Consider the following 21022-nt stretch of genomic DNA (forward strand, 5'->3'; position numbering starts at 1 on the left):
TTTTGCATAGATTTAGCTGACTGGCATGAGCATTATGATATGGCTAGAGTTGATCTGCTGGGAGGCGATCGCAAATTATATAGTGATCTGAGCGGTATACAGCAAAATCTCAGGGATCAATAAACTATTTTCCCCCTTATACCTATATCTGAACCTTGCTGACCTGATGTAGATTAGCCAAATAGAACTTTTTTGTAAAAAAATATTAATTTTTCCAATATTATCTCGGCTTGACTAAAATTTTGGTTCAGCTTCAAGTGCTTCTATTTCTTTGAGGGATTGCCATCCGGCTTGCCACTGAAAACCATCTTGTAATAATTTGGCGTTGATCCAAAAACGGACATTCGGATCACAAGCTGCTACCATTTCCGCATAAACCCATTTAGCTTGATTTTTGCGGTTGACAACTTGAAAGTGTCTCCAGCCGTCTATTTTTGTTGTTGCTGTCCATTTAGAACCGACTAAGTAAGGAAATTTCTGTTTTTTAGGCATGGGTTGAGATTTTAAACGCAGAGGAGCGCGGAGGTATGCGCGGAGGTGCGCGGAGTTATGAAATGTTGTACTAAGGTGTGAGCAAGTCGCCGTTGAGGGTGAACTTTTGACAGTAAAGTTTACCTTCTTGCTCGATACATAGGGAAAAGGATTTAATATGATGCCAACAGGTGTCTATGTTGTTGGTGATTTTGCGCTTTTTTTTGCTGAGGCGTTGTTGAACGATTTCATTGGGGCAGAGAATTTCTAATGTGCCTGTACCATCTTCATGATTGACGATGCGAAATAGGCAGTTTTGCAACATGGCGCGGCTGCTACTGTCGAAAAATCTTTTAAATCGCTGCAATTTTTCTCCTTCTGTCATATCCCGCAGACGCTTCATTTTAAATACATCTTCATCGTCAAAGTCAAATTCATCATCTTCAAAGTCATAAGGATCTATCATCTTCAGCATCCACTATCTGACCTGGAATTATGGTAACTCTGTGTGAGAGCAAGAGAGGAAGAAAAGTAAAAGTAGCTATTAGTTTTCTGGTTACACGAGTGGTTATAAGTGCTTACACAAACAACTAGTGAGCATTCAGACCTCTGAATGCTCACTAGTTGGCAACACTTCTGCGAACTATTTTGTTTCTTAAAACGGGGAAATTTATTATTATCTGTTGCAGTCTATTACCTGTTATACCTACGATCTCTGTTGTATCTGTTATCTCTATTATACCTGCCATCTCTGCCGTATCTAGAATTGGCAACTGAGAACTCAGCTCGGCAACCGTTTCTCACCCAAACACGATCGCGGACATAACCCCAATTTCCTCTACAACTAGCATTAGACAATTGTCTAACAAATCTAACTTGGCCTCTTGTGCGTACTACACACGTGTTCCTCCGATTATTTATGCTTTCACAAGTGATAATTTGTTGCGCTGAAGCTGGGGGAACAAAGCTAAAAAATGTAGTGATGCTACTAGCAACAATAAAAGTAGCAGCCGCGATGGGAAAACGGACAACCATAGTAAATTAATGCTCCGTGAATATAATGCAAATGAAAATTAATTGATACCATGTTGATCATAAAATTTAGAGTCGAATGAACAAATAGGTCAAAAGTCATGAATCTATCTGTGATTAAAGTCATATTTCTGAGCTAATCAGTCTCCCATGCAGTAGCATGAAGCCTCATAACTTCATTGATTGCTCAAATTTGCATTTATGTACTGACCGTTGCTTGTAGTATGAAAATAAGTATTTTAACTGTTTGACAAAAAACGCTTGATTTGAAAATCCCACGGTGATCTCCAGGTAAGAAGATTCAACAGCACCAGATAAAAGGTAATACTACTACCTGATGAAGACGTGAAGACCGATCTAGCTAGTTGTGCCACTATTCATAAAATAACCATATAAGAACAAATAAAAACTATTGTTTTATCTGCATTTGCGCGTCTACGTTCCTCAATCAGCCTATGCAACCGACTAATCCAAACCAATTTACAGAAAAAGCCTGGGAAGCGATCGCCCACACTCCTGATATTGCTAAACAGCATCAACAGCAGCAGATAGAAAGCGAACACCTGATGAAAGCCTTGCTGGAACAAGAAGGACTGGCTGGCGGGATTTTGACTAAAGCGGGTGTAAACTTACAAAAAATTAGCGATCGCACTGAACAATTTATCCAACGTCAACCGAAAGTTTCAGGTAACAGCACTTCTGTATACTTGGGGCGGAGTTTGGATACACTCTTAGACCGCGCTGACGGATATCGTAAAGATTTTCAAGACGAATATATTTCTATTGAACACTTATTACTGGCTTACGCTAAAGACGATCGCTTGGGTAAGGGGTTATTTCAAGAATTCGGGTTAGACGAAAGCAAACTAAAAAATATTATTAAACAAGTTCGTGGGAGTCAGAAAGTGACTGATCAAAATCCAGAAGGGAAGTACCAATCACTGGAAAAGTACGGGCGTGACCTCACCGAAGCAGCCCGCAAAGGTCAACTTGATCCAGTCATTGGGCGGGATGATGAGATTCGCCGCACGATCCAAATTCTGTCTCGCCGTACAAAGAATAACCCTGTGTTGATTGGTGAACCGGGTGTTGGTAAAACTGCGATCGCGGAAGGTTTAGCACAGCGCATTGTGGCTGGTGATGTCCCCCAATCCCTCAAAGACCGCAAGTTAATTTCCTTAGATATGGGTGCTTTGATTGCAGGGGCAAAATTCCGGGGAGAATTTGAGGAACGTCTGAAAGCTGTATTAAAGGAAGTCACTGAATCTGGCGGAAATATAGTTTTATTTATCGATGAAATTCATACCGTTGTCGGTGCTGGTGCAACTCAAGGCGCAATGGATGCGGGTAACTTATTAAAACCGATGTTGGCGCGGGGTGAGTTGCGTTGTATTGGGGCGACAACTTTAGATGAATATCGCAAATATATTGAGAAAGATGCTGCTTTAGAAAGACGCTTCCAGCAAGTTTATGTAGATCAGCCCAGCGTTGAAGATACGATTTCGATTTTGCGGGGGTTGAAGGAACGGTATGAAGTCCACCACGGGGTAAAAATTTCTGATAGTTCCTTAGTGGCGGCCGCTACATTATCTAGTCGGTATATTAGCGATCGCTTCTTACCAGATAAAGCCATTGACTTGGTAGACGAAGCCGCCGCTAGGCTGAAGATGGAAATTACCTCCAAGCCCGAAGAACTCGACGAAATCGACCGCAAGATTTTGCAGTTGGAAATGGAGAAGCTATCTTTGCAAAAAGAAAGTGATCCAGCTTCCCGCGAACGTTTAGAAAGACTAGAAAAAGAACTGGCGGATCTGAAAGAGGAACAAAGAACCCTCAATGCTCAATGGCAGTCGGAAAAGGATGTTATCAATAAACTTCAGTCTGTCAAAGAAGAAATTGACAAAGTTAACTTAGAAATTCAACAAGCAGAGAGAAATTACGACCTCAACCGGGCGGCAGAATTGAAATATGGCACTTTAACCGACTTGCATCGTCGATTGGAAGCCACAGAACGGGAACTAGCCCAAGCCCAAGGTACAGGTAAATCTCTGTTGCGGGAGGAAGTCACCGAAGCTGATATTGCGGAAATTATTTCTAAGTGGACGGGGATACCCATCAGCAAGTTAGTGGAATCTGAGAAAGAGAAACTACTGCACCTAGAAGACGAACTCCATAACCGTGTGATTGGACAATCGGAAGCAGTTACAGCTGTAGCCGATGCGATTCAGCGATCGCGGGCTGGTTTGGCTGATCCGAATCGTCCCACAGCCAGCTTTGTTTTCCTTGGCCCTACAGGCGTAGGTAAAACCGAGTTAGCCAAGGCGTTGGCGGCGTATATGTTCGACACTGAAGAATCATTAGTGCGGATTGATATGTCGGAATATATGGAGAAACACGCCGTTTCCAGGCTAATTGGTGCGCCTCCTGGTTATGTAGGTTACGAAGAAGGCGGACAACTCACCGAAGCCATTCGTCGCCGTCCTTACGCTGTGATTCTGTTCGACGAAATTGAAAAAGCACACCCCGATGTGTTTAATATTTTCCTGCAAATTCTCGATGATGGTCGCGTCACCGATGCCCAAGGTCATACTGTGGACTTTAAGAACACAATTATTATTATGACCAGCAACATCGGTTCACAGTACATTTTAGATGTGGCTGGGGATGATTCCCGCTACGATGAAATGCGTCACCGGGTGATGGAAGCGATGCGGAATAGTTTTCGTCCTGAGTTTCTCAACCGGATTGATGAGATCATTATCTTCCACAGCTTGGATAAGCGGGAATTGCGGCAGATTGTGCAGTTGCAAGTGGAGAGGTTAAGGGAAAGATTAGGCGATCGTAAGATGTCCCTGCGACTCTCTGATGCTGCCCTTGACTTTTTAGCGGAAGTCGGATATGACCCAGTATTTGGGGCGCGTCCACTGAAGCGGGCAATTCAGCGCGAGTTGGAAACGCAAATTGCTAAGGCAATTTTGCGTGGTGAATTTAACGATGGGGATACGATTTTCGTTGACGTGCAGAATGAAAGGTTGTCTTTCAGTCGTTTACCTATTGAAGTGTTTAGTAGTTAATTAAAGATTTAGTTGGCGCATTCGCGAAGCGTTCCGCAGGAAAGACGCAAAGAGAGCTAATAACCTATTAACTCTACTGCGTCTTTGCTATCCCAATCTTGCAAATAAACTTTCACTACTTCTTCTTTCGCAGTGGGTAGTTGCTTACCTATAAAATCTGGATGAATTGGTAATTCCCGATGACCTCTGTCAACCAAAACGGCTAAACGAATTACTTCTGGTCTACCATACTCATTGACTGCATTCAACGCAGCCCGAATTGTTCTTCCTTTAAAAATGACATCATCTACTAATACAACCGTCTTTCCTGTCAAATCAAAAGAGATGTTGGTTTTTGCCGGAGTTCGCAAACCAATTTGATCGAGATCATCTCGATAGAAAGTAATATCTAATGCTCCCACTGCCACATTTATACCTTCCAGTGCCTCAATTTGACGTGCTAATAGTTCAGCTAGCGGTACTCCACGGGTATAAATCCCAATCAATACCAATTGAGATAAATCACGGGTTCTTTCAATAATTTGAGAAGCCAAACGCGTTAAAGTCCGACGTAAGTCTTCTGAGGACAGGATTTCAACCACTTTGACAGGCGTAGACATAGTGTTCAGAGGGACTGGGGACAAATCAAGTCAAAATTAAATAACTTCTGAGAAGTGGGGCTAGGGAGAAGAAAGCAGATGCTTAGGGCAGATTTTACCTATTTATTTGTTTAGGGTAACAAAAGGACGGCGATGGCGTTCCACCCAGCGTAGCTGATCGCAATTCCCAACCATAGTAAAAAGCAATATCTAGTTAGTTGTAAAGCATGGTCAATGTGAGTGGGTTTAATGGGATAAATGGGATCACCTAACAGTGGTTTCGGTTTGGGAACTCCCCGATACCAATTTGTACCTCCCATTTGTACACCCAAAATCGCTGCATAAACGCACTCACTCCAGCCTGAGTTGGGGCTAGGATCAGCAATTGCATCTCGGTAACAAATGCGCCATACATACAAAGGGTTTCTTGATAATAAGCCTAAAGTTAGAACTGTAAGACGGCAAGGCAACCAAGTTAAGCCATCTTCTAACCGCGCACTGAACCATCCTATATATGTATAAGGTAGTTCTCGATAACCCACCATTGAATCAAGGGTACTACTGGCTTTGTATGCCAACGCTAGGGGAACTGGCCCCACACCGGGAATAAAAGCACCAATAATTGCATAAAAAAGTGGAGCGATAACCCCATCGGTGGCATTCTCTGTGACTGTTTCTAAAATGGCGCGTAAAATTTCAGATTCTGGCAGGTTTTCGGTATCTCTGCCTACATACTTACTCAAAGTTTGGCGAGCTAATGTTAAATCTCCGGCTGTTAATGGTTTTAAAACATCAACTGCGGCATTTCGCAAACTTCTAAAAGCAAAACAGCTAGCTAAAAGAATACTTTCAGTGGCGATCGCTAACAGTGGATGTAACCATCTAGCTACTTGAACTATTAACCAACCTACACCACCACTACCAATGATTAAAAACAAAGCTAGCATAATTCCGGCTATCCTTTGTGAGAGAGATTGGTGGCTCAGTTGCAGAAAAAATTTACTCAAGCGAGAAATTATCCACCCCATCACTTGCACCGGATGAGGCCAACCCCAAGGATCACCTATTAAGTAATCTAAAATTGCCGCAATGAGGAGAACAATAGCTGATGACACGTTTGAATGGGAATAGGGAACAGGAGACAGGTGATAGGTGACAGGTGACAGAGGAGAAAAACTAATGACTAATGACTAAACCACAAAACTTGCTTCTTCTCCTAGGGATGCTTGCCAACTACGAGCATCGTAATATAAATCTGCCAGAGTAATACTGTATAAAGCCTCTTTGAGTTTTTGGTTGAGTCTTTGCCATAGGCTAAATGTTACCCAATCTTCTGTTTGTGCTGGAGTGGGAGTGTGACGAGGTAAGTTTGTAATAGTTTCACCCACTGCTTCTAAAATTTGTCCTATAGAGATTTGGACTGGTTTCTTGGCTAGTTGGTAGCCGCCAACACTACCCCGAATTGATTTGACAAGTCCAGCACGGCGCATTTCTATTAGCAATTTCTCTAGGTATGGAGCTGGGATATCTTGGCGTTTGGATATCACTTTCACTGATGCAGGCCCATAATCTGGTTGCAAACTCAAGTCAAGCAACGCCTTGACGCTGTAATGTCCTTTAGTAGTTAGTTTCATTGGTATTAGTCATTAGTTATTAGTCAACAGTCCATAGTAATAACCTAATGTTGGTTGTATGAGTTTCAGGGTAATGACTGGTAATGGGTAAGATAATATTTTCTTCCCAATTAGCAATTACCAACCCTAGATACCGCATCATCCTAATGACTATTGACTAAGGATCAGTTTTGCTTATCACTTTACGCTCCAATGATCAATCTAAGTAAATAGATAAGTTTTTTTGCCCCACTTTAGAAAACTTAAATAAATATAGTTTAGCAGTGATCAACTAACTAAATATAGTTATCAGCATTCTCAAAAATAGATTGTCTGATGAATATTGGAAATTTTGCAACATTTTTACCTGTGAGTGTAATATACTTGGCTAGGCTGAGATAAAAACTAAAGGATACTGTTCCTATTAGCTCAAGTCAGCTAAAATGAAATTGATTCAACTACTTCAACCATTGATTTTTGCCCTAAGTTGATGCCTAAACAGAAAAAAATTGAACCACTACTCGGTGAAGAACTGCTCAAAAAAGTCAAAGAGCTAGAGAGCCTTAGCAAAGAAGAAAAAGCAAAGCAGTGTGGCTACTATACCGTTACTAAAAATGGTGTAGAGCGCGTTAATATGATGAAATTCTTGAATGCCTTAATTGATGCTGAAGGGATTCAGTTAGACAGCGCACCCAATGCCAATGGACGCGGTGGACGCAGTGCTAGCTATAGAATTAGTGTGCAATCAAATGGTAACTTGTTAATTGGTTCGGCTTACACCAAACAAATGAACCTCAAACCAGGTGATGAGTTTCTCATTACTTTAGGGAAGAAGCACATTCGTCTGCGACAAGTAGATGAAGATGAAAAGCTAGGTGTGGAAGCAGAGGAAGCTACAGCATAATAAATAATCAACAGTCAATAGTCCATAGTCAACAGTATTAAGCTTCTATAGCAGAATTGTAGAAGCAGTTAATTAGCTCATGACTATTGACTATTGACTAACCCATAAATTGCTTTACGTGTGAATGCCAATTCACAAGTTAGTGCAATTTGCTCTCGATCTAGCAAGCCTAAAATCAGATCATGGTTATCTTGTGCAACCACTGGTAATTGATGCAAACCTCTGAGAGTCATTCGATCAAAAGCCTCAGATAAAGGTTCATCACGCCAAGCGTAAAGGATTTCAGTGGTACAGATATCTATGATGGTTTGGCTGGCTAAATTACTCTGGCTTTCGATGGAAGAATTAGGGGAATTTTGCCATAAAGCAAGGGTACGATTGAGGTCTTCTAGAGAGAGGATACCAACCAACTGTTCCGCTTCATTAATTACTAAAGCACTACGTGTGCGATCGCGGGTCATTTCTTTTGCTGCTTCTAACACCCCTAAACTTGCAGGTAGTGTCTTTGGGCAAGAAAGCATGGCATCCTCTACTAAAATTTGCTGCAAAATTTCTACCTTTTCGTCTTTCAATTCCGAAAGACCAATTTGTTGGAGGTTGGAATTAGAGTTAGCATTTGGTTTGATCCGTTCTACTAACCATACACTTAAACTTACAGCCGCCATCAAAGGTAGAACAATTCTATAGTCGCGGGTGAGTTCAAACAGCATCAAAATTGCCGTTAATGGTGCGCGCACACTGCCAGCTAGTACGGCAGCCATCCCTACCATTGCATAAGCTGGGGGTGCGGCCATATATCCACTAATGCTGGGAATGATGAGGGGCAAAATTTTGGCGTATGCTGAACCCAAAGAAGCCCCTAGAAACATTGCTGGTGCAAACAAACCCCCTACAAAACCACTACCTGCACTAATAGCAGTCATCAACAACTTAACTACTAGTAAAGCTAGAAGTAAATCTAGGGAAAATTCTACATCTTGCAGCATGGCTTGGACTGTACCATAACCAATACCCAAAATTTGAGGGAATTGTAAAGCCACTGCACCGATAATTACACCACCAATAATAGGATGAATTGGTTGAGGAATTTTACCTAAAAAATTAAATCCTGGAACTGAACCAGCAAAACAAGCCTTTGCCAAACTAATTGATTGTGTATAAACCAAAGAAACTAAACTAGCACCCAAACCTAAGCCTAAATAAATAGGTAACTCTAAAGGACTGCGGACTTCGTACACAGGTAAAGCAAAAGCAGGTTGCGCCCCCAAACCAATTTGAGCAATCAAAGCTGCAACAACTGCTGCTAGTAAAACAATACTCACCGCAGAAGTAGCAAAAGATGTTGTCCCCATAACTACTTCTAAAGCAAAAAATACCCCGGCGATTGGGGCATTAAATCCAGCAGCTAATCCAGCCGCCGCACCAGCCCCCAACAATAAACGCCGCCTCTCTTGTGAGACTTGCAGGATTAAAGATAGCAACATCCCGAAATTAGCACCAATTTCCACACTCGGACCCTCTGGCCCCAAAGAAGCACCACTGCCCAAAGAAACCGATGCAGCTAACATTTTGGTGACTGGCCGCAGTTGTCGCTTCATCTCCGTACCATCAGAGGCTGCAATCAAAGATGATAGTCCAGGGCCAAAGTCTTGAGTCCGCCAGCGCATAAACCCTACAACTAATCCGCCCAAAGTAGGCACACAAGCTAAAGTCCAAGCACCCCAAACCCCGATCGCACCCATGAAATTTTCTAGCAATAGATCATGAATAAACTCGATTAAATAGTGAAACGTTACCACACCCATACCCGTACTACCGCCAATAATCAGAGCTAAAAACAGCACGACGGTTTCTGGAGACAGTTGAAAACGGTTAACGAGATGTAATAAACGGCTAGAAGGTATAGGCAAGGCAAGTTGTTCCTTTGCCTTCCCCAGATTGGCAGGAGGCAATAGAGTCATGGAAAAACGAAGTAAATGTAGGAGTAAGTTTAAATTTTTAGCTGTTACTTCTTATTGTCAGGCATTATTTATCAACCAGACAACTAGATTGCTTTGGTTAAAAAAATTTTTGCTACTCCAAATTTTTCTGGAGATAATGGTTAAATAAGAGAGAACTGATGGTTAATGAGCAACGCTCAATAGCAAGGTATGGGTAATTACTATTTTTATTGTCTAAACCATAAGGTATTGTCAAAACTGAGATTCAGTAATAGTAACCATCCTTGCCTCAGCATAGCTATCCTCTTGTTGCAGCCATTGAGTAATTCTCAGTATTGATGACTAAGTGTGTAATTAATGAATACCATTATACATACTGACCAAAGTCATTCAGCATAACTAGGGAATTGAATACAAGCATATTAGTAGAGCGCGTAAATGGACTAAGCGGACGAGGTAGATGAATACACACACCTTTGATAATCATTATGTTATTTGCCCCATTTGCCAAAGACATACTAAGGCAAAAGTGTTTAGAGCTTATATTGGCTTATTTAGTTGTCCGTATTGTCAAGAAAGATTAGTTGTTTGTCAAAGCGGACATTATGTACGCGATCCATTTGCTCTGAATCAAATGATGATTTGTTCAGCACTACGTCGTCAAAGCAGTCCTTTAGCCAGAATTATCCGCGATTTTGTTTTATGTAAGCGTCCTTTAGTAGCTTTGGTAGTCAGCATTGCCATTGTCTTCGGGATGATTACCATTACTCAAAAAGCGACACATGACGAAGTACAACAGTTAACACCAGTAGAGAAGATTGAAGGAAATGGGAAGAGGTAGGGGGAGGGAGCAGGGAGCAGGGGAGTTTTTACCCCAATCCCCAATCCCCGATGCTTAGTTATTTAATTTTGAATTTTGAATTTTGAATTGATTTGTCCCCAATTCCTTTACAACCGCTTGGTTTCTTTGGTGATTAGTTTCCAGCCTTCGGCTTCATCAAGCAATTTCATAGAATCTAAGTGGAGTTTTTGGATAGCAGAGGCGTTTATAAGTAAGTAGGGTTGTCTGTCGTATTGCCAAGAATATTGCAGTCTATCAACAGAAGCGGGAATGATAGTGCGATCGCTATAAAAGTTTAATGATGGGCGATGCTGGGGAAAAGATGTATAAATATTGGTGACACTGGGATTGACGCGGTTAATCATGTCGGCTACTGGTTTGACTGGATAAGCTTCCCACAATTCCCAAACCCAGTAGTTAGATTTCATTAACAGTAATAGGGAAATATAAGTTCCCCAAAATAAAATCTTGAGAAATTGTCCATCACCACGTTCTGCCAAAATAGCCGCTAATATCATTGTTAAAGCGACAGCTGCAAAAATTAGCTGTAAGTCTGTTTTGGGATGTGTTCCCCAACTAAAATAAATGCTACCAAAAGATGCTGCGACGGCCAGGATGGATAAACCAGCTACCCAAGTACGGGGATAGGTGGAAAATAAAGGTAAGTTTTCTATTTCTGCTAACTGTGTGCCGAAAGCTAAAGCTAAACAGGGGTAAATTGGCAAGATGTACCAAGAATATTTAGCACCCATCAAGGAAATCAGCAGTAAATAAACACCACACCACACTAGTATGAGTCTTGCCCAACTAAGATTGCGATTTTCCCAAACTAAATTAGCAGTCTGTGGTAAAAAAATTAACCAAGGCCAAGTCCATTTGAGCAGTTCTACAAGATAAAACCAAGGTGCTTGGGAATTATCCAGAGTCAAATTACTTTGATTAAGAGATTGATTTAGCCAGGCATTTTGGAAAAAATCGTTACCATAGTGCATGATTTGCGCTACATACCAACCCGCTACAGGTAACATCCCCAAGGCAATTGCTATCCAGAGATAGCGGTTATTTAGTAATCTGGGTGTATCCCAAAATAAAAAGGCGATCGCCACAGCACCTAATAAAATACCTGCAAGTCCTTGAGTTAAACAAATTAGCCCAAAACTCAACCCTATACCTAAGCAGTAGCGTAAATCTCGGCGCGATCGCAATATGCACAATATCATCACCAACAAAAAACTCACCACTACTCCATCTAACATTGCTAGCCGTCCATGACGCACCACAGGTAGCATTGTTAAATAAACTAAGGCACTATAAATAGCTGCCCAACGATGGCGAAATATCTCTCGACTCAAGCAATATAGTAAAGGTACTGATAAAGCCGTGATAATTGCTCCTGGTAAACGTGTTGTCCACTCACTCACGCCGCCGAGAGAGTAGGCGGTAGCAATCAGGATGTGCAGCAAAGGTGGCTTATTATGGTAAGCTTGCCCCCCTAATGTTGGGTATAACCAACGCATCTCATCAGCTGGGGCGCGCCAAATTTCCTTGGCAACTTGTGCAACAGTCCCTTCATTCCAATCCCTTAGAGGTAAGTCTCCCAGATTAACGCTAAACAAGAGTAAGGCTGCTATTAGCAACACTACTAACCATAACCAGTCAATCCATTTTTCAGCCGTGCGGTGCTGTTTTTCTAGATGACCCCAAATAAAGCTTCCTTCTCGCATATTCTATGATCATCATTTTACTAAACTCAGTTGTTGCCACCTAGTAACAACCTTTGTGCTGAACAAATACTAAATTCCAAGGTTAGCTCAATTTTCTCTGGACAGCGATAATTTTTTAGAAAATTGTCTAAGATTTGATTCAATTTATTTAACAATTTTTTTTTGCTAAAAATGATACAAATATTGCCAACCAGGATGTGCTATTTACCAGTTAAGGAATCTGTCAATGACACTACCGTTTGTACTTGATATCACCATTGGATTAGTTTTTATTTACTTAATTTTAAGTTTATTAGCCTCAGAAATTCAGGAACTAATTACTACTGTATTACAGTGGCGTGCTGTGCATTTAAAAAAATCAATTGAAATTCTGATTGCAGGTGATGTTAGTCAATCAGAGGAAGACAGCATCATTGAACTAGTAAACGACTTATACAATCACCCTTTAATTAAAAGTGTTAATCAAGAAGCAAAAGGCTTTCTCACTATCTTACCTCGTAAGTTGATTTGGTTTCTATCTACTCTTCCAGTCAAGTTATCTCTATCTGGAAAAAAGCGGACTCTCAGTATTTTTGGCATATCCAAGAATCAGCAAGGAGAAAAACATAGTGCGCCTTCATACATTCCTGCGGATACCTTTGCTACCACCCTTATGGAAACATTGGGTATTCCTAAGTTGGTACAAAAGTTAACTGAGTCAAGATTAATAAATTTTGCTTACCAACAATTGCATGATGTTCAGAGTATTTTAATAAAATTAGGTGAACAGTCATACCATGCAGATGATGAAGTATGTAAATTTTTAGACAATATTGAGCAAGATTTTAGACAAAAAGTAGAGTACGAATTTAAAACAATTATTAATGACTACCAAAAAGACAAAACCGATTTAATCATTAGTCTGAGTCGCATGGCAAGGAGTTTAGATAGATTTATCGAAATATTTGCCTTAGATATGCCAGATAATCAATTTATTCACAAAGCTCTCCAGCGATTAAAACTGTTAAGAAAAGATATTTTTGATGATATTGAGCAAACCATTTGTTTACAGGGTTTAAGACCAAACATTAATGAGGTTGTGCAATTAATTAATGTAGGTAGTGAACTACAACAAGAATTTATCAATGAATTTAAAGATAAAGAAAGTGAAGCTTACCAAACATTTCAATCTCTCTGTCAAAAACTAGAAACATTCAGTAACCGACTGCCAGAATCTGTAGTAGACAATATGGCGACATTAGCAAAACGCGCTCAATTAAAAGCCAAAACTACAGAAGAAGGTGTTAATATACTTCGCCAAGAAATTGCAGCAACCTTTGATAATTCAATGGAAAGAGCCTCTGGTGTTTATAGAAGAAATGCCAAAGGCGTAGCATTATTAATTGGTTTTAGTATTGCAGTAATTGCTAATGCAGATACATTTCACATTGTGAGTATTTTATCTAAAGATGCAGCAATTCGTACAGCGATTGCCAGTAATGCGGGACAAGTAGTTCAGACAAATAGTGTTAATTCAACTGAAGAAATAAAACTGCTGAGAGAACAAACAAATAGTATTTTGGAAGAAATTACTTTACCAATTGGTTGGAACAAGGTGAACTTAGAACAGCAGCTTGGCTTAACATCAGATAAAAAAAATCCTGTGTTAATTAATAGTTATTTAACTATGGTTTTTGGTTGGTTACTCAGTGGTGTAGCGATTTCAATGGGTGCGCCTTTTTGGTTTGAGTTAATTGGTAGGGTTGTGAATGTGCGTAATTCTGGTAAGCGTCCTAAGTCTTCGGTGAAGTCGGAAGTTGGGGATAATTCGTAATTCGTAATTCGTAATTCGTAGTTATTAGCCAGTAATGGACTGACACAACTAATAACAAACATGGATAATGGCATTATCAGGTTAAAAAATAAAAATTACCTGCAAATCCCAATCTTGATTTTGCCGGACAATCTCGATCTGTGTAATAAATTCTCGAAAATAAAATCGTCGTTCTGCTTCTGATAAATCTAACCAAAATTGGGGAATTGAAACCGCCTGCGCTACAGATAATAAATTGACTGGGGGGAGAGTGGCTAACTTGGCTTGGAGTGCAGATATTTCTGTACGGAGTTTGTAAGCTCTTAACTTTGCTGTTTCTGTATCTAAAACACCAGTTTCTATCAAAGTGGGTAACTGTTCGAGGATTTCTTGCTGACGAGCGATCGCATCTCCTATACTATTTTTAACTCCATCTAACTGCGGCGAATTCAACCCCGCTACGGCTGGGGCTAAATCACAGCACACCTTTTCAATGGTGCGTTCTAAAATTTCTTGGTAAGCAATAGCCCGACACTTGGGACTTTGTGGACAACTAATGGGGCGTAAATATAGATATTCCTTATCTTGACGGCGTTGAGTTACGCGGGTAATTGTCGTGTTTGACTGACACTGCTGACAGACAACCAACCCCGCTAAAGAACGGGGCGCACTAGCCGCGCGCGATGGTAAACGACTATTACGCCGGAGAATCCGGTCAACTTGGGCGGCTTCTTCTCTAGAAATAATAGAAATATGGGTATCAGAGATAATTTCCCCATTGTGATAAGCCGTATCACCCCGATAGACGTGATTAGTCAACCACCGCTTACCAGTAGTCACAGAAATTTTTTTACCATACTTTTTCCCTAAGTGACGCACTGCACCCCTGAGAGAACCGTAGAGTAAAAAGTGATCGAAAAAATCCTTCACTACTGGCGATGTGCTGCGGTCTATTGTGTATTTACCCTTACCCCGACGATAACCATAGGGGGGTTTACCAGGAGGCGGTGCAGCCTCAAGACGATTACGGGCGTGTCCTTGACGGATGCGCCGGCTACGTTGCTGGAGTTGAATTTCATGGAGTAACTTCAGCAAGTCTGCACGCAGATGAGAAGTTGCTGAGTTGTAGGCTTGTTCTGTAGCGATGACAGCCACACCCATAGCTTCGAGTTGAATTAGGCGATCGCTAACTTCTTCTACATTATCCCCCAATTCTTCCAATCGACGCACCAGCAGACAATCGACAGATTGAGTTTCGCAGTCTATTAGTAGTTGTTGCAACTGCGATCGCATACCCAAATCCGCATACACCAAATCCACCTCTCGTCCCCAATCAATTGACACGGGAGAGGTTTCTAATAAAGGATCAGTGTAAATGTAGGCAATACTTTTCAATAGTCAATATTAATTCTTTCTTTACTTCCCTGTCACCTGTCACCTGTCACCTATCCCCCACTCAGTTCGATCACATTTCCATCTGGATCTTTGACAAAGATAGCAGCACGACCAGAAGCACTGGCTTGTATGAGATAATTTTGATTGAGTAATTCTTGTTTGGCTGCGTCTAAATCTGCAACCGAGAAAGCAACGTGGGGATTGCGCCCCCATTTTTCGTTGGGTTTTTCTGTCGGTACATCGGATGCAACTATCAGGTGAATTTGATAGTTACCCACTTGATACCATGCACCGGGATATTTTAAAGTGCGGTCGATTTTGGATAAGCCCAAAACCTGGCTGTAGAAATTTTCCGCCCGTTCTAAGTTAGTCACGAGAATTGCTGTGTGGAGACTCTGAGTAATCTGCATCGTTGGTAAAGTGCGATCGCGTTTATTCTATTTTCACCCATTCGCCCTTATACCATGAAACCTTATAGAGACGTAGCAATGCTACGTCTCTATTCAACACTCAACACTCAACACTCAGCACTCAGCACTAACTCACGACAGCTTCAGCCTTCGCCTCTACTACAGGTACATAGGGGGTTTCTGCACCTTGGGCTAAGTATTCCGCTAGTTGTTTTTCAATCTCGTCGCGCACAATTTGACGATATTCTAGAAAATGCTCGTTGTGGGCGCAAGCTGAAATGTAATGTTCAACAACTCCAGGGTTATGCTTGAGGATGCTAAACAGGTGATGCCAGAATTTCCAGCGAGTTTCTCGTTTAATACCTTGTCGCCAAATTACAATCAATAAGGCTTTAACTACTACCAACTCTGGCATCTTGAATGGTGTTTTGTAACGTGGCGCACCCAACATCAGGAAACAACGATAGGTGCGATCTAAATATTTCACAGGATCATATAAAGCACAGAAAGCTTCAACGTACTCTCTAGCAATATCTTCTAAAGGACGGGTAGCAATAAAATTCATCAACGTAGTTTGGTTGATGTTACTTTCTTGATTTTCCCGTAATCTGCCTTCTTTCTTCAGGCGATGCCATAATGCTGTGTTGGGTAAGGCTTGCAACATAGCAAAGGTGGTAGAGGGAATTGCAGCTTGTTCAGCAAATCTGACGATGCGATCGCCTGCACCTGCTTTTTCACCATCAAATCCAATAATAAACCCAGCCATTGGGCGTAACCCAGCTTTGATGATGGTTTGCACTGCATCAGTTAAAGAACTCCGAGTATTTTGGAATTTCTTCGTCATTTGCAAGCTATCTTCGTCTGGGGTTTCAATTCCCAAAAACACGGCGGAGAAACCAGACTCAACCATTAAATCTAGCATTTCTTGGTCTTGTGCTAAATCAACGGAAGCTTCAGTATCAAATTTAAACGGATACTGATGTTCTGCCATCCAGACTTTTAACTCTTTCAGTAACAGCTTCACATTGCGCTTGTTACCGATAAAGTTGTCATCTACCATGAACACACCCCGCCGCCAACCCAATTCATAGAGGTAATCTAACTCGGCTAATAGTTGGGCTGGATTTTTGGTGCGGGGTTTGCGTCCATACAGCACAATGATGTCGCAGAATTCACACTGGAAGGGACAGCCGCGAGAAAACTGCACCGACATCATGTCATAAGCATTAAATTCTAGTAAATCAAAGCGGGGGATGGGTGTACTTGTTACATCTGGTTTTTCTGCGGTGCGGAATTTACCGGAGGTTTCCCCCCGTTGAATTGCTTCCACAAACATCGGTAGGGTGATTTCCCCTTCATCCAAAATCAGAAAATCTGCCCCAACATTCTCCACGTCATGGGGTGTAGATGTGGGATAAGGTCCGCCAACAGCTACCAACTTACCGCGTTGCTTGGCTTCTTGGATTTGTTCTAATAAATCTTGTTTCTGGACAATCATCGCGGAGAAAATCACGAGATCCGCCCACGCCCATTCTTCTTCTGTGGCTGGACGAATGTTGCGATCCACCAGCTTAAATTCCCATTCTTGGGGCAGAATCGCCGCTACTGTGACTAAACCTAATGGTGGTAACAGCACTTTGCGATCAACTAAAGCCAGAATTTTTTCGTATGACCAAAAGGTTTTGGGAAATATTGGATATACCAGTAGAACACGCATCTCGTATCAATCCTCACGCTTTGATTGTGATCCCAATTTAACGAAAATAATTACTAATTGACTTTTAAGTAGATTGGCTTTAGTTTACCTCTAATGGTTTTTACTGTGCAATTAGTGGTAAAAAATATTGAACCACAGAGACACTAAGACACAGAGAGACTCAAAGCAATTTCTTTGTGTCTCCGTGTCTCTGTGGTTGAAAGGCTTGATACATGACAAAATTAGCGGCGATCGCCTAGGTTAACGCGTAGACCATCGCTAGTGGCTAACGCACTATTTTCCAGTTGCTTTATTTGTTGTGACTGTTGCACTAATCGAACTGATAAACTCTGACAAACTAACTCGCACAAATCAAAAATAATCGGATCAGCAATTTCATAAAACACACTCACACCCTGGGGTTGACGCTTGATAATACCTGTCTGCGCCAAAATTTGCAGGTGCTTGGAAACATTAGCTTGTTTAAGTTGTGTAATTTCCATAATTTCGGTGACATTTTTTGCACCTGTTTTCAACGCACACAAAACTTGTAAGCGACTCACCTCAGATAAAACTTTGAAATACTCTGCAATGGGTGTGAGTGTCGTAGGAGACGATTCGAGCATAGTGCAATCAATTTCAGTAGATTTTTTGTTAACACTAGCTATTGTACCATGTTTATGTTGTATTACTATATAGTAGTATAGTATGAAAGAGCCAGCATGATGATTGTCTAGGAGTTGAGACTATGTTTTTTCGACAACTATTTGATCCAGAAACCAGCACTTACACATATTTGATTGCAGATGAGACAAGCAACACTGCCATTTTAGTTGATCCAGTGCTAGAACAAGTCGAACGCGACCAAAAGCTAATTGAGGAACTGGGTTTGACCCTGCGTTACTGTTTAGAAACCCATATCCACGCCGACCATATTACTGGGTCGGGGAAACTGCGGGAGTTAACAGGATGTCAAAGTATTGTACCTATGGGGGCGAATGCAGTCTGTGCTGACCGAAAAATTCAACCTGGTGAAGCCTTGGAAATGGGGTCAGTTGTGATTGAAGCGATCGCCACCCCAGGACACACTGACAGTCACATGGCTTATTTGGTGAACAAAACCCATTTGCTAACAGGGGATTCCCTACTGATTCGCGGGTGTGGACGCACAGATTTTCAAGGCGGTGATGCAGGAACGCTTTACAACAGCATTACCAAAAATTTATTCACCCTACCTGATACCACACTCGTTTATCCAGGACACGATTATCGGGGACACATGGTTTCAACTATTGGCGAGGAGAAAAAATTTAATCCTCGGTTTGTAGGACGCGATCGCTCAGATTTTATCAAATTGATGGGTAATTTAAACCTACCCAATCCGACAAAGATTATGGAAGCAGTACCAGCCAATCAACTCTGCGGACGAGCAGTCTAATAAATTCAAAATTCAAAATCAGGAATTATGACACAAACTCAAAAACTCGCTGAAATTGATGCAGTCACACTCAAACAATGGCTGGACTACAACAACGTCTTACTAATTGACGTGCGCGAACCTTCTGAATATGCAGAAGAACATATCTCCGGTGCAAAGTTACTTCCTCTCTCTAATTTGCAGCCAAACCAAGTAACCTCACAAGGAGAAGCCATAGTTTTATACTGTCGTTCGGGGAATCGTTCCGCCCAAGCAGCCAAAAAGTTGATCGCCGCAGATATTCACAACGTCTATCAACTGCGAGGAGGACTACCAACTTGGAAAGCAGCAGGTTTACCAACCGAAATTAATCTTCATGCGCCAATTAGCACGATGCGACAAGTACAAATTGTTGCAGGTTCATTAGTTGTCATCGGAACTGTGCTTGGTGCATTTGTCTCACCTTGGTGTTTAATTTTGAGTGGTTTTGTAGGTAGCGGATTAGTCTTTGCTGGGGTGACAAATACCTGTGCAATGGGAATGTTACTAGAGAAACTACCTTATAACCGTCAGAAGCCTTAGTTCTGCTAACGTGCAGAAACAATATCATCTCTAAAATTTAAAGATTTGCTCAAGATAGGATAATTGCGATCGCAAACAGGGCATAACTAAAAATAGTTGCATCTACATAAGTGGCTATTTTTTAGTTGTTTTATGACCTATTGCCTGAGAATTGCTGATATACCTGAAAATGAGCGTCCCCGCGAACGTTTAATGAGTCACGGCCCCAAAATCCTAGCCACAGCTGAATTGATAGCAATTCTTTTAGGGACAGGACAAGGGCCAGGTAAACTTTCAGCCGTAGGTTTAGGACAATATATCTTACAAGAATTGGGCAAACATCAACGTGACCCCTTAGCAGTGTTGCGAGAAGTGACACCTGCTGAATTAATGCAAATACCTGGAATTGGCCCCGCTAAAGCCACAACTATTTTAGCCGCAATTGAATTGGGTAAACGGGCTTTCCACTCTCGCCCCTTAGACCGTACACCCATTGATAGCCCAATTGTGGCAGCTGCGGCGTTGAGTCAAGATTTAATGTGGCAAGCACAAGAACGTTTTGCTGTCCTATTATTAGATGTGAAAAATCGTCTACTGGGTACACAAGTAATTACCATCGGTACAGCCACCGAAACCTTAGCCTCTCCCCGCGAGATTTTTCGAGAAGTAATTCGTCAAGGCGCAACACGGGCGATAGTCGCTCATAATCACCCTTCAGGAAACTTAGAACCCAGCCCAGAAGATATAGAGTTAACGCACCAATTGTTAGCAGGGGCGCAGTTATTAGGGATACCGTTGCTGGATCATTTAATTTTGGGTAACGGTAATCATCAAAGTTTGCGAGAGAATACCACCTTATGGAATGATTACCCCCAAGGTGATTAAGCAATTAAGCTGCTGAGAAATACCATACCGATTCCGCAAACAGCAAAACCTACAAAGCGAGTTGTCCAAAATAAAGCATTTTGAATTTTTTCCTTGTTGATGGAGTTAACTATTTGTTTAGCACTTGTGGCAACTGCATACAAAGTCAAAATTGTACCTAATATATAGGTTAACGTTGGTAATAAACCTACACCGAGCAGAGATTGAGTCTCAACATAACCTAGGAATGTACCAGCGATCGCGCCTAATACAACTACAATCACCCAATTACGTTGATTAGGCATTACCAATATTCCACCCAAAGCAATAGTAGCAACAGCGATCGCTATCTCTGCACCAAATAAATTGATTTGTAACAGATGCAGTATTATTCCCACCATTGCGGCAAATATAAAAGAGACAGTCATCAGGGAACTATGAACCATATTCCCAGAGAGTAAACCCATCGCTAAGATGCTCACAAAACTATCCAAGCGCAAAACTGGATCTGCCAGTCCCCACAAGAAGCCATCCCAAGAGTTAGAGATACTGTGTACAGACGATACGCCACTGAATGAACTCAACAAACTAATTAAAATTAAAGCAGCGATCGCCCCAAGATGACGATAATTAATTGGCCAGACAGTTGGAAATTTTGATTTTGATAGAGAAAACATCTTGATCCGGAGTTAATTTTTTGGTACTTTATA

At 41.4% G+C, this 21022-nt stretch carries 20 protein-coding genes; 7 read left to right on the forward strand and 13 right to left on the reverse strand.

Annotated elements, in window-relative coordinates:
• Positions 1-234: 234 nt before the first annotated feature.
• The 3 genes from ACM0OR_RS14350 to ACM0OR_RS14360 all read right to left on the reverse strand — a co-directional run bounded on the left by ACM0OR_RS14350 (position 235) and on the right by ACM0OR_RS14360 (position 1506).
• The gene (locus ACM0OR_RS14350; protein WP_237995789.1) at positions 235-492 is read right to left on the reverse strand and encodes a TIGR02450 family Trp-rich protein; all 258 of its coding nucleotides are present in this window, start codon (positions 490-492) and stop codon (positions 235-237) included.
• A 70-nt stretch (positions 493-562) separates the two neighbouring features.
• Positions 563-946, reverse strand: a complete 384-nt coding sequence (locus tag ACM0OR_RS14355; protein ID WP_414576910.1) for a hypothetical protein — start codon at positions 944-946, stop codon at positions 563-565.
• Positions 947-1164: 218 nt separating this feature from the next.
• Entirely contained in the window at positions 1165-1506 is a 342-nt protein-coding gene (locus ACM0OR_RS14360) for a DUF3011 domain-containing protein (RefSeq protein ID WP_414576912.1), read from the reverse strand.
• Between the two features lie 452 nt (positions 1507-1958).
• On the opposite strand from ACM0OR_RS14360, the gene clpB reads away from it, so the two are divergent.
• Positions 1959-4577 (forward strand): ATP-dependent chaperone ClpB, encoded by a 2619-nt coding sequence (clpB, locus tag ACM0OR_RS14365; RefSeq protein WP_414576913.1) that lies wholly within the window; start codon positions 1959-1961, stop codon positions 4575-4577.
• 56 nt (positions 4578-4633) lie between these two features.
• Here the strand turns inward: clpB and pyrR are convergent, their stop codons facing one another.
• From pyrR to ACM0OR_RS14380, 3 genes are all read right to left on the reverse strand, one after another.
• Positions 4634-5176, reverse strand: coding sequence for a bifunctional pyr operon transcriptional regulator/uracil phosphoribosyltransferase PyrR (gene pyrR, locus ACM0OR_RS14370; RefSeq protein ID WP_190707645.1), 543 nt, complete (start codon positions 5174-5176; stop codon positions 4634-4636).
• 110 nt (positions 5177-5286) lie between these two features.
• A complete protein-coding gene (gene cbiB / locus ACM0OR_RS14375; RefSeq protein ID WP_414576914.1) occupies positions 5287-6270 on the reverse strand; it encodes an adenosylcobinamide-phosphate synthase CbiB in 984 nt (327 codons plus the stop codon).
• Between the two features lie 75 nt (positions 6271-6345).
• Positions 6346-6789 carry an Rrf2 family transcriptional regulator gene (locus ACM0OR_RS14380; protein ID WP_190707640.1) on the reverse strand — a complete coding sequence of 148 codons (444 nt, stop codon included), beginning with the start codon at positions 6787-6789 and terminating at the stop codon, positions 6346-6348.
• 469 nt (positions 6790-7258) lie between these two features.
• On the opposite strand from ACM0OR_RS14380, the gene ACM0OR_RS14385 reads away from it, so the two are divergent.
• Positions 7259-7672 (forward strand): AbrB family transcriptional regulator, encoded by a 414-nt coding sequence (locus ACM0OR_RS14385; protein WP_190707637.1) that lies wholly within the window; start codon positions 7259-7261, stop codon positions 7670-7672.
• Positions 7673-7755: 83 nt separating this feature from the next.
• Here the strand turns inward: ACM0OR_RS14385 and ACM0OR_RS14390 are convergent, their stop codons facing one another.
• Positions 7756-9633, reverse strand: coding sequence for a chloride channel protein (locus ACM0OR_RS14390; protein ID WP_414576916.1), 1878 nt, complete (start codon positions 9631-9633; stop codon positions 7756-7758).
• A gap of 439 nt (positions 9634-10072) precedes the next feature.
• Here ACM0OR_RS14390 and ACM0OR_RS14395 point away from each other — a divergent pair, with 439 nt between their 5' ends.
• A complete protein-coding gene (locus ACM0OR_RS14395) occupies positions 10073-10453 on the forward strand; it encodes a hypothetical protein (protein WP_414576918.1) in 381 nt (126 codons plus the stop codon).
• Positions 10454-10560: 107 nt separating this feature from the next.
• Here ACM0OR_RS14395 and ACM0OR_RS14400 read toward each other — a convergent pair whose 3' ends face one another.
• Positions 10561-12177 carry a glycosyltransferase family 39 protein gene (locus tag ACM0OR_RS14400; RefSeq protein WP_323268746.1) on the reverse strand — a complete coding sequence of 539 codons (1617 nt, stop codon included), beginning with the start codon at positions 12175-12177 and terminating at the stop codon, positions 10561-10563.
• Positions 12178-12403: 226 nt separating this feature from the next.
• Between ACM0OR_RS14400 and ACM0OR_RS14405 the strand changes: the two genes are divergently transcribed.
• Positions 12404-13990: a hypothetical protein gene (locus tag ACM0OR_RS14405; protein WP_414576920.1), complete on the forward strand. Its 1587-nt coding sequence runs from the start codon at positions 12404-12406 to the stop codon at positions 13988-13990.
• An 81-nt stretch (positions 13991-14071) separates the two neighbouring features.
• Here ACM0OR_RS14405 and ACM0OR_RS14410 read toward each other — a convergent pair whose 3' ends face one another.
• The 4 genes from ACM0OR_RS14410 to ACM0OR_RS14425 form a co-directional block, all read right to left on the reverse strand.
• Positions 14072-15364: a recombinase family protein gene (locus ACM0OR_RS14410; protein WP_414576922.1), complete on the reverse strand. Its 1293-nt coding sequence runs from the start codon at positions 15362-15364 to the stop codon at positions 14072-14074.
• 50 nt (positions 15365-15414) lie between these two features.
• Complete coding sequence (locus tag ACM0OR_RS14415) at positions 15415-15774, reverse strand: VOC family protein (RefSeq protein ID WP_414576924.1); 360 nt, start codon at positions 15772-15774, stop codon at positions 15415-15417.
• 127 nt (positions 15775-15901) lie between these two features.
• Positions 15902-17491 carry a B12-binding domain-containing radical SAM protein gene (locus ACM0OR_RS14420; protein ID WP_323268742.1) on the reverse strand — a complete coding sequence of 530 codons (1590 nt, stop codon included), beginning with the start codon at positions 17489-17491 and terminating at the stop codon, positions 15902-15904.
• Positions 17492-17712: 221 nt separating this feature from the next.
• On the reverse strand, positions 17713-18096 hold the full coding sequence (locus tag ACM0OR_RS14425) for an ArsR/SmtB family transcription factor (RefSeq protein ID WP_414576925.1): 384 nt from the start codon (positions 18094-18096) through the stop codon (positions 17713-17715).
• Between the two features lie 122 nt (positions 18097-18218).
• On the opposite strand from ACM0OR_RS14425, the gene ACM0OR_RS14430 reads away from it, so the two are divergent.
• The 3 genes from ACM0OR_RS14430 to radC all read left to right on the forward strand — a co-directional run bounded on the left by ACM0OR_RS14430 (position 18219) and on the right by radC (position 20333).
• Positions 18219-18908 carry an MBL fold metallo-hydrolase gene (locus ACM0OR_RS14430; RefSeq protein WP_414576927.1) on the forward strand — a complete coding sequence of 230 codons (690 nt, stop codon included), beginning with the start codon at positions 18219-18221 and terminating at the stop codon, positions 18906-18908.
• 27 nt (positions 18909-18935) lie between these two features.
• Positions 18936-19469 (forward strand): rhodanese-like domain-containing protein, encoded by a 534-nt coding sequence (locus ACM0OR_RS14435; protein ID WP_414576929.1) that lies wholly within the window; start codon positions 18936-18938, stop codon positions 19467-19469.
• A gap of 132 nt (positions 19470-19601) precedes the next feature.
• Positions 19602-20333 carry a RadC family protein gene (radC, locus tag ACM0OR_RS14440; protein WP_190707602.1) on the forward strand — a complete coding sequence of 244 codons (732 nt, stop codon included), beginning with the start codon at positions 19602-19604 and terminating at the stop codon, positions 20331-20333.
• On the opposite strand, the gene ACM0OR_RS14445 is transcribed toward radC, so the two are convergent.
• Positions 20330-20989: a HupE/UreJ family protein gene (locus ACM0OR_RS14445; RefSeq protein ID WP_414576931.1), complete on the reverse strand. Its 660-nt coding sequence runs from the start codon at positions 20987-20989 to the stop codon at positions 20330-20332. The genes radC and ACM0OR_RS14445 overlap by 4 nt on opposite strands.
• Positions 20990-21022 lie beyond the last annotated feature (33 nt).

It is taken from the genome of Anabaena sp. CCY 9402-a, from assembly GCF_963920945.1.
GTDB lineage: Bacteria > Cyanobacteriota > Cyanobacteriia > Cyanobacteriales > Nostocaceae > Trichormus > Trichormus minutissimus.

Coding starts and splice junctions, on each gene's coding strand:
- ACM0OR_RS14385 (WP_190707637.1), top strand. CDS start 7,259: ATGCCTAAACAGAAAAAAATTGAACCACTACTCGGTGAAGAACTGCTC.
- ACM0OR_RS14350 (WP_237995789.1), bottom strand. CDS start 492: ATGCCTAAAAAACAGAAATTTCCTTACTTAGTCGGTTCTAAATGGACA.
- radC (WP_190707602.1), top strand. CDS start 19,602: ATGACCTATTGCCTGAGAATTGCTGATATACCTGAAAATGAGCGTCCC.
- clpB (WP_414576913.1), top strand. CDS start 1,959: ATGCAACCGACTAATCCAAACCAATTTACAGAAAAAGCCTGGGAAGCG.
- pyrR (WP_190707645.1), bottom strand. CDS start 5,176: ATGTCTACGCCTGTCAAAGTGGTTGAAATCCTGTCCTCAGAAGACTTA.
- ACM0OR_RS14390 (WP_414576916.1), bottom strand. CDS start 9,633: ATGACTCTATTGCCTCCTGCCAATCTGGGGAAGGCAAAGGAACAACTT.
- ACM0OR_RS14380 (WP_190707640.1), bottom strand. CDS start 6,789: ATGAAACTAACTACTAAAGGACATTACAGCGTCAAGGCGTTGCTTGAC.
- ACM0OR_RS14420 (WP_323268742.1), bottom strand. CDS start 17,491: ATGCGTGTTCTACTGGTATATCCAATATTTCCCAAAACCTTTTGGTCA.
- ACM0OR_RS14405 (WP_414576920.1), top strand. CDS start 12,404: ATGACACTACCGTTTGTACTTGATATCACCATTGGATTAGTTTTTATT.
- ACM0OR_RS14430 (WP_414576927.1), top strand. CDS start 18,219: ATGTTTTTTCGACAACTATTTGATCCAGAAACCAGCACTTACACATAT.
- ACM0OR_RS14360 (WP_414576912.1), bottom strand. CDS start 1,506: ATGGTTGTCCGTTTTCCCATCGCGGCTGCTACTTTTATTGTTGCTAGT.
- ACM0OR_RS14395 (WP_414576918.1), top strand. CDS start 10,073: ATGAATACACACACCTTTGATAATCATTATGTTATTTGCCCCATTTGC.
- ACM0OR_RS14445 (WP_414576931.1), bottom strand. CDS start 20,989: ATGTTTTCTCTATCAAAATCAAAATTTCCAACTGTCTGGCCAATTAAT.
- ACM0OR_RS14355 (WP_414576910.1), bottom strand. CDS start 946: ATGCTGAAGATGATAGATCCTTATGACTTTGAAGATGATGAATTTGAC.
- ACM0OR_RS14415 (WP_414576924.1), bottom strand. CDS start 15,774: ATGCAGATTACTCAGAGTCTCCACACAGCAATTCTCGTGACTAACTTA.
- ACM0OR_RS14425 (WP_414576925.1), bottom strand. CDS start 18,096: ATGCTCGAATCGTCTCCTACGACACTCACACCCATTGCAGAGTATTTC.
- ACM0OR_RS14400 (WP_323268746.1), bottom strand. CDS start 12,177: ATGCGAGAAGGAAGCTTTATTTGGGGTCATCTAGAAAAACAGCACCGC.
- ACM0OR_RS14435 (WP_414576929.1), top strand. CDS start 18,936: ATGACACAAACTCAAAAACTCGCTGAAATTGATGCAGTCACACTCAAA.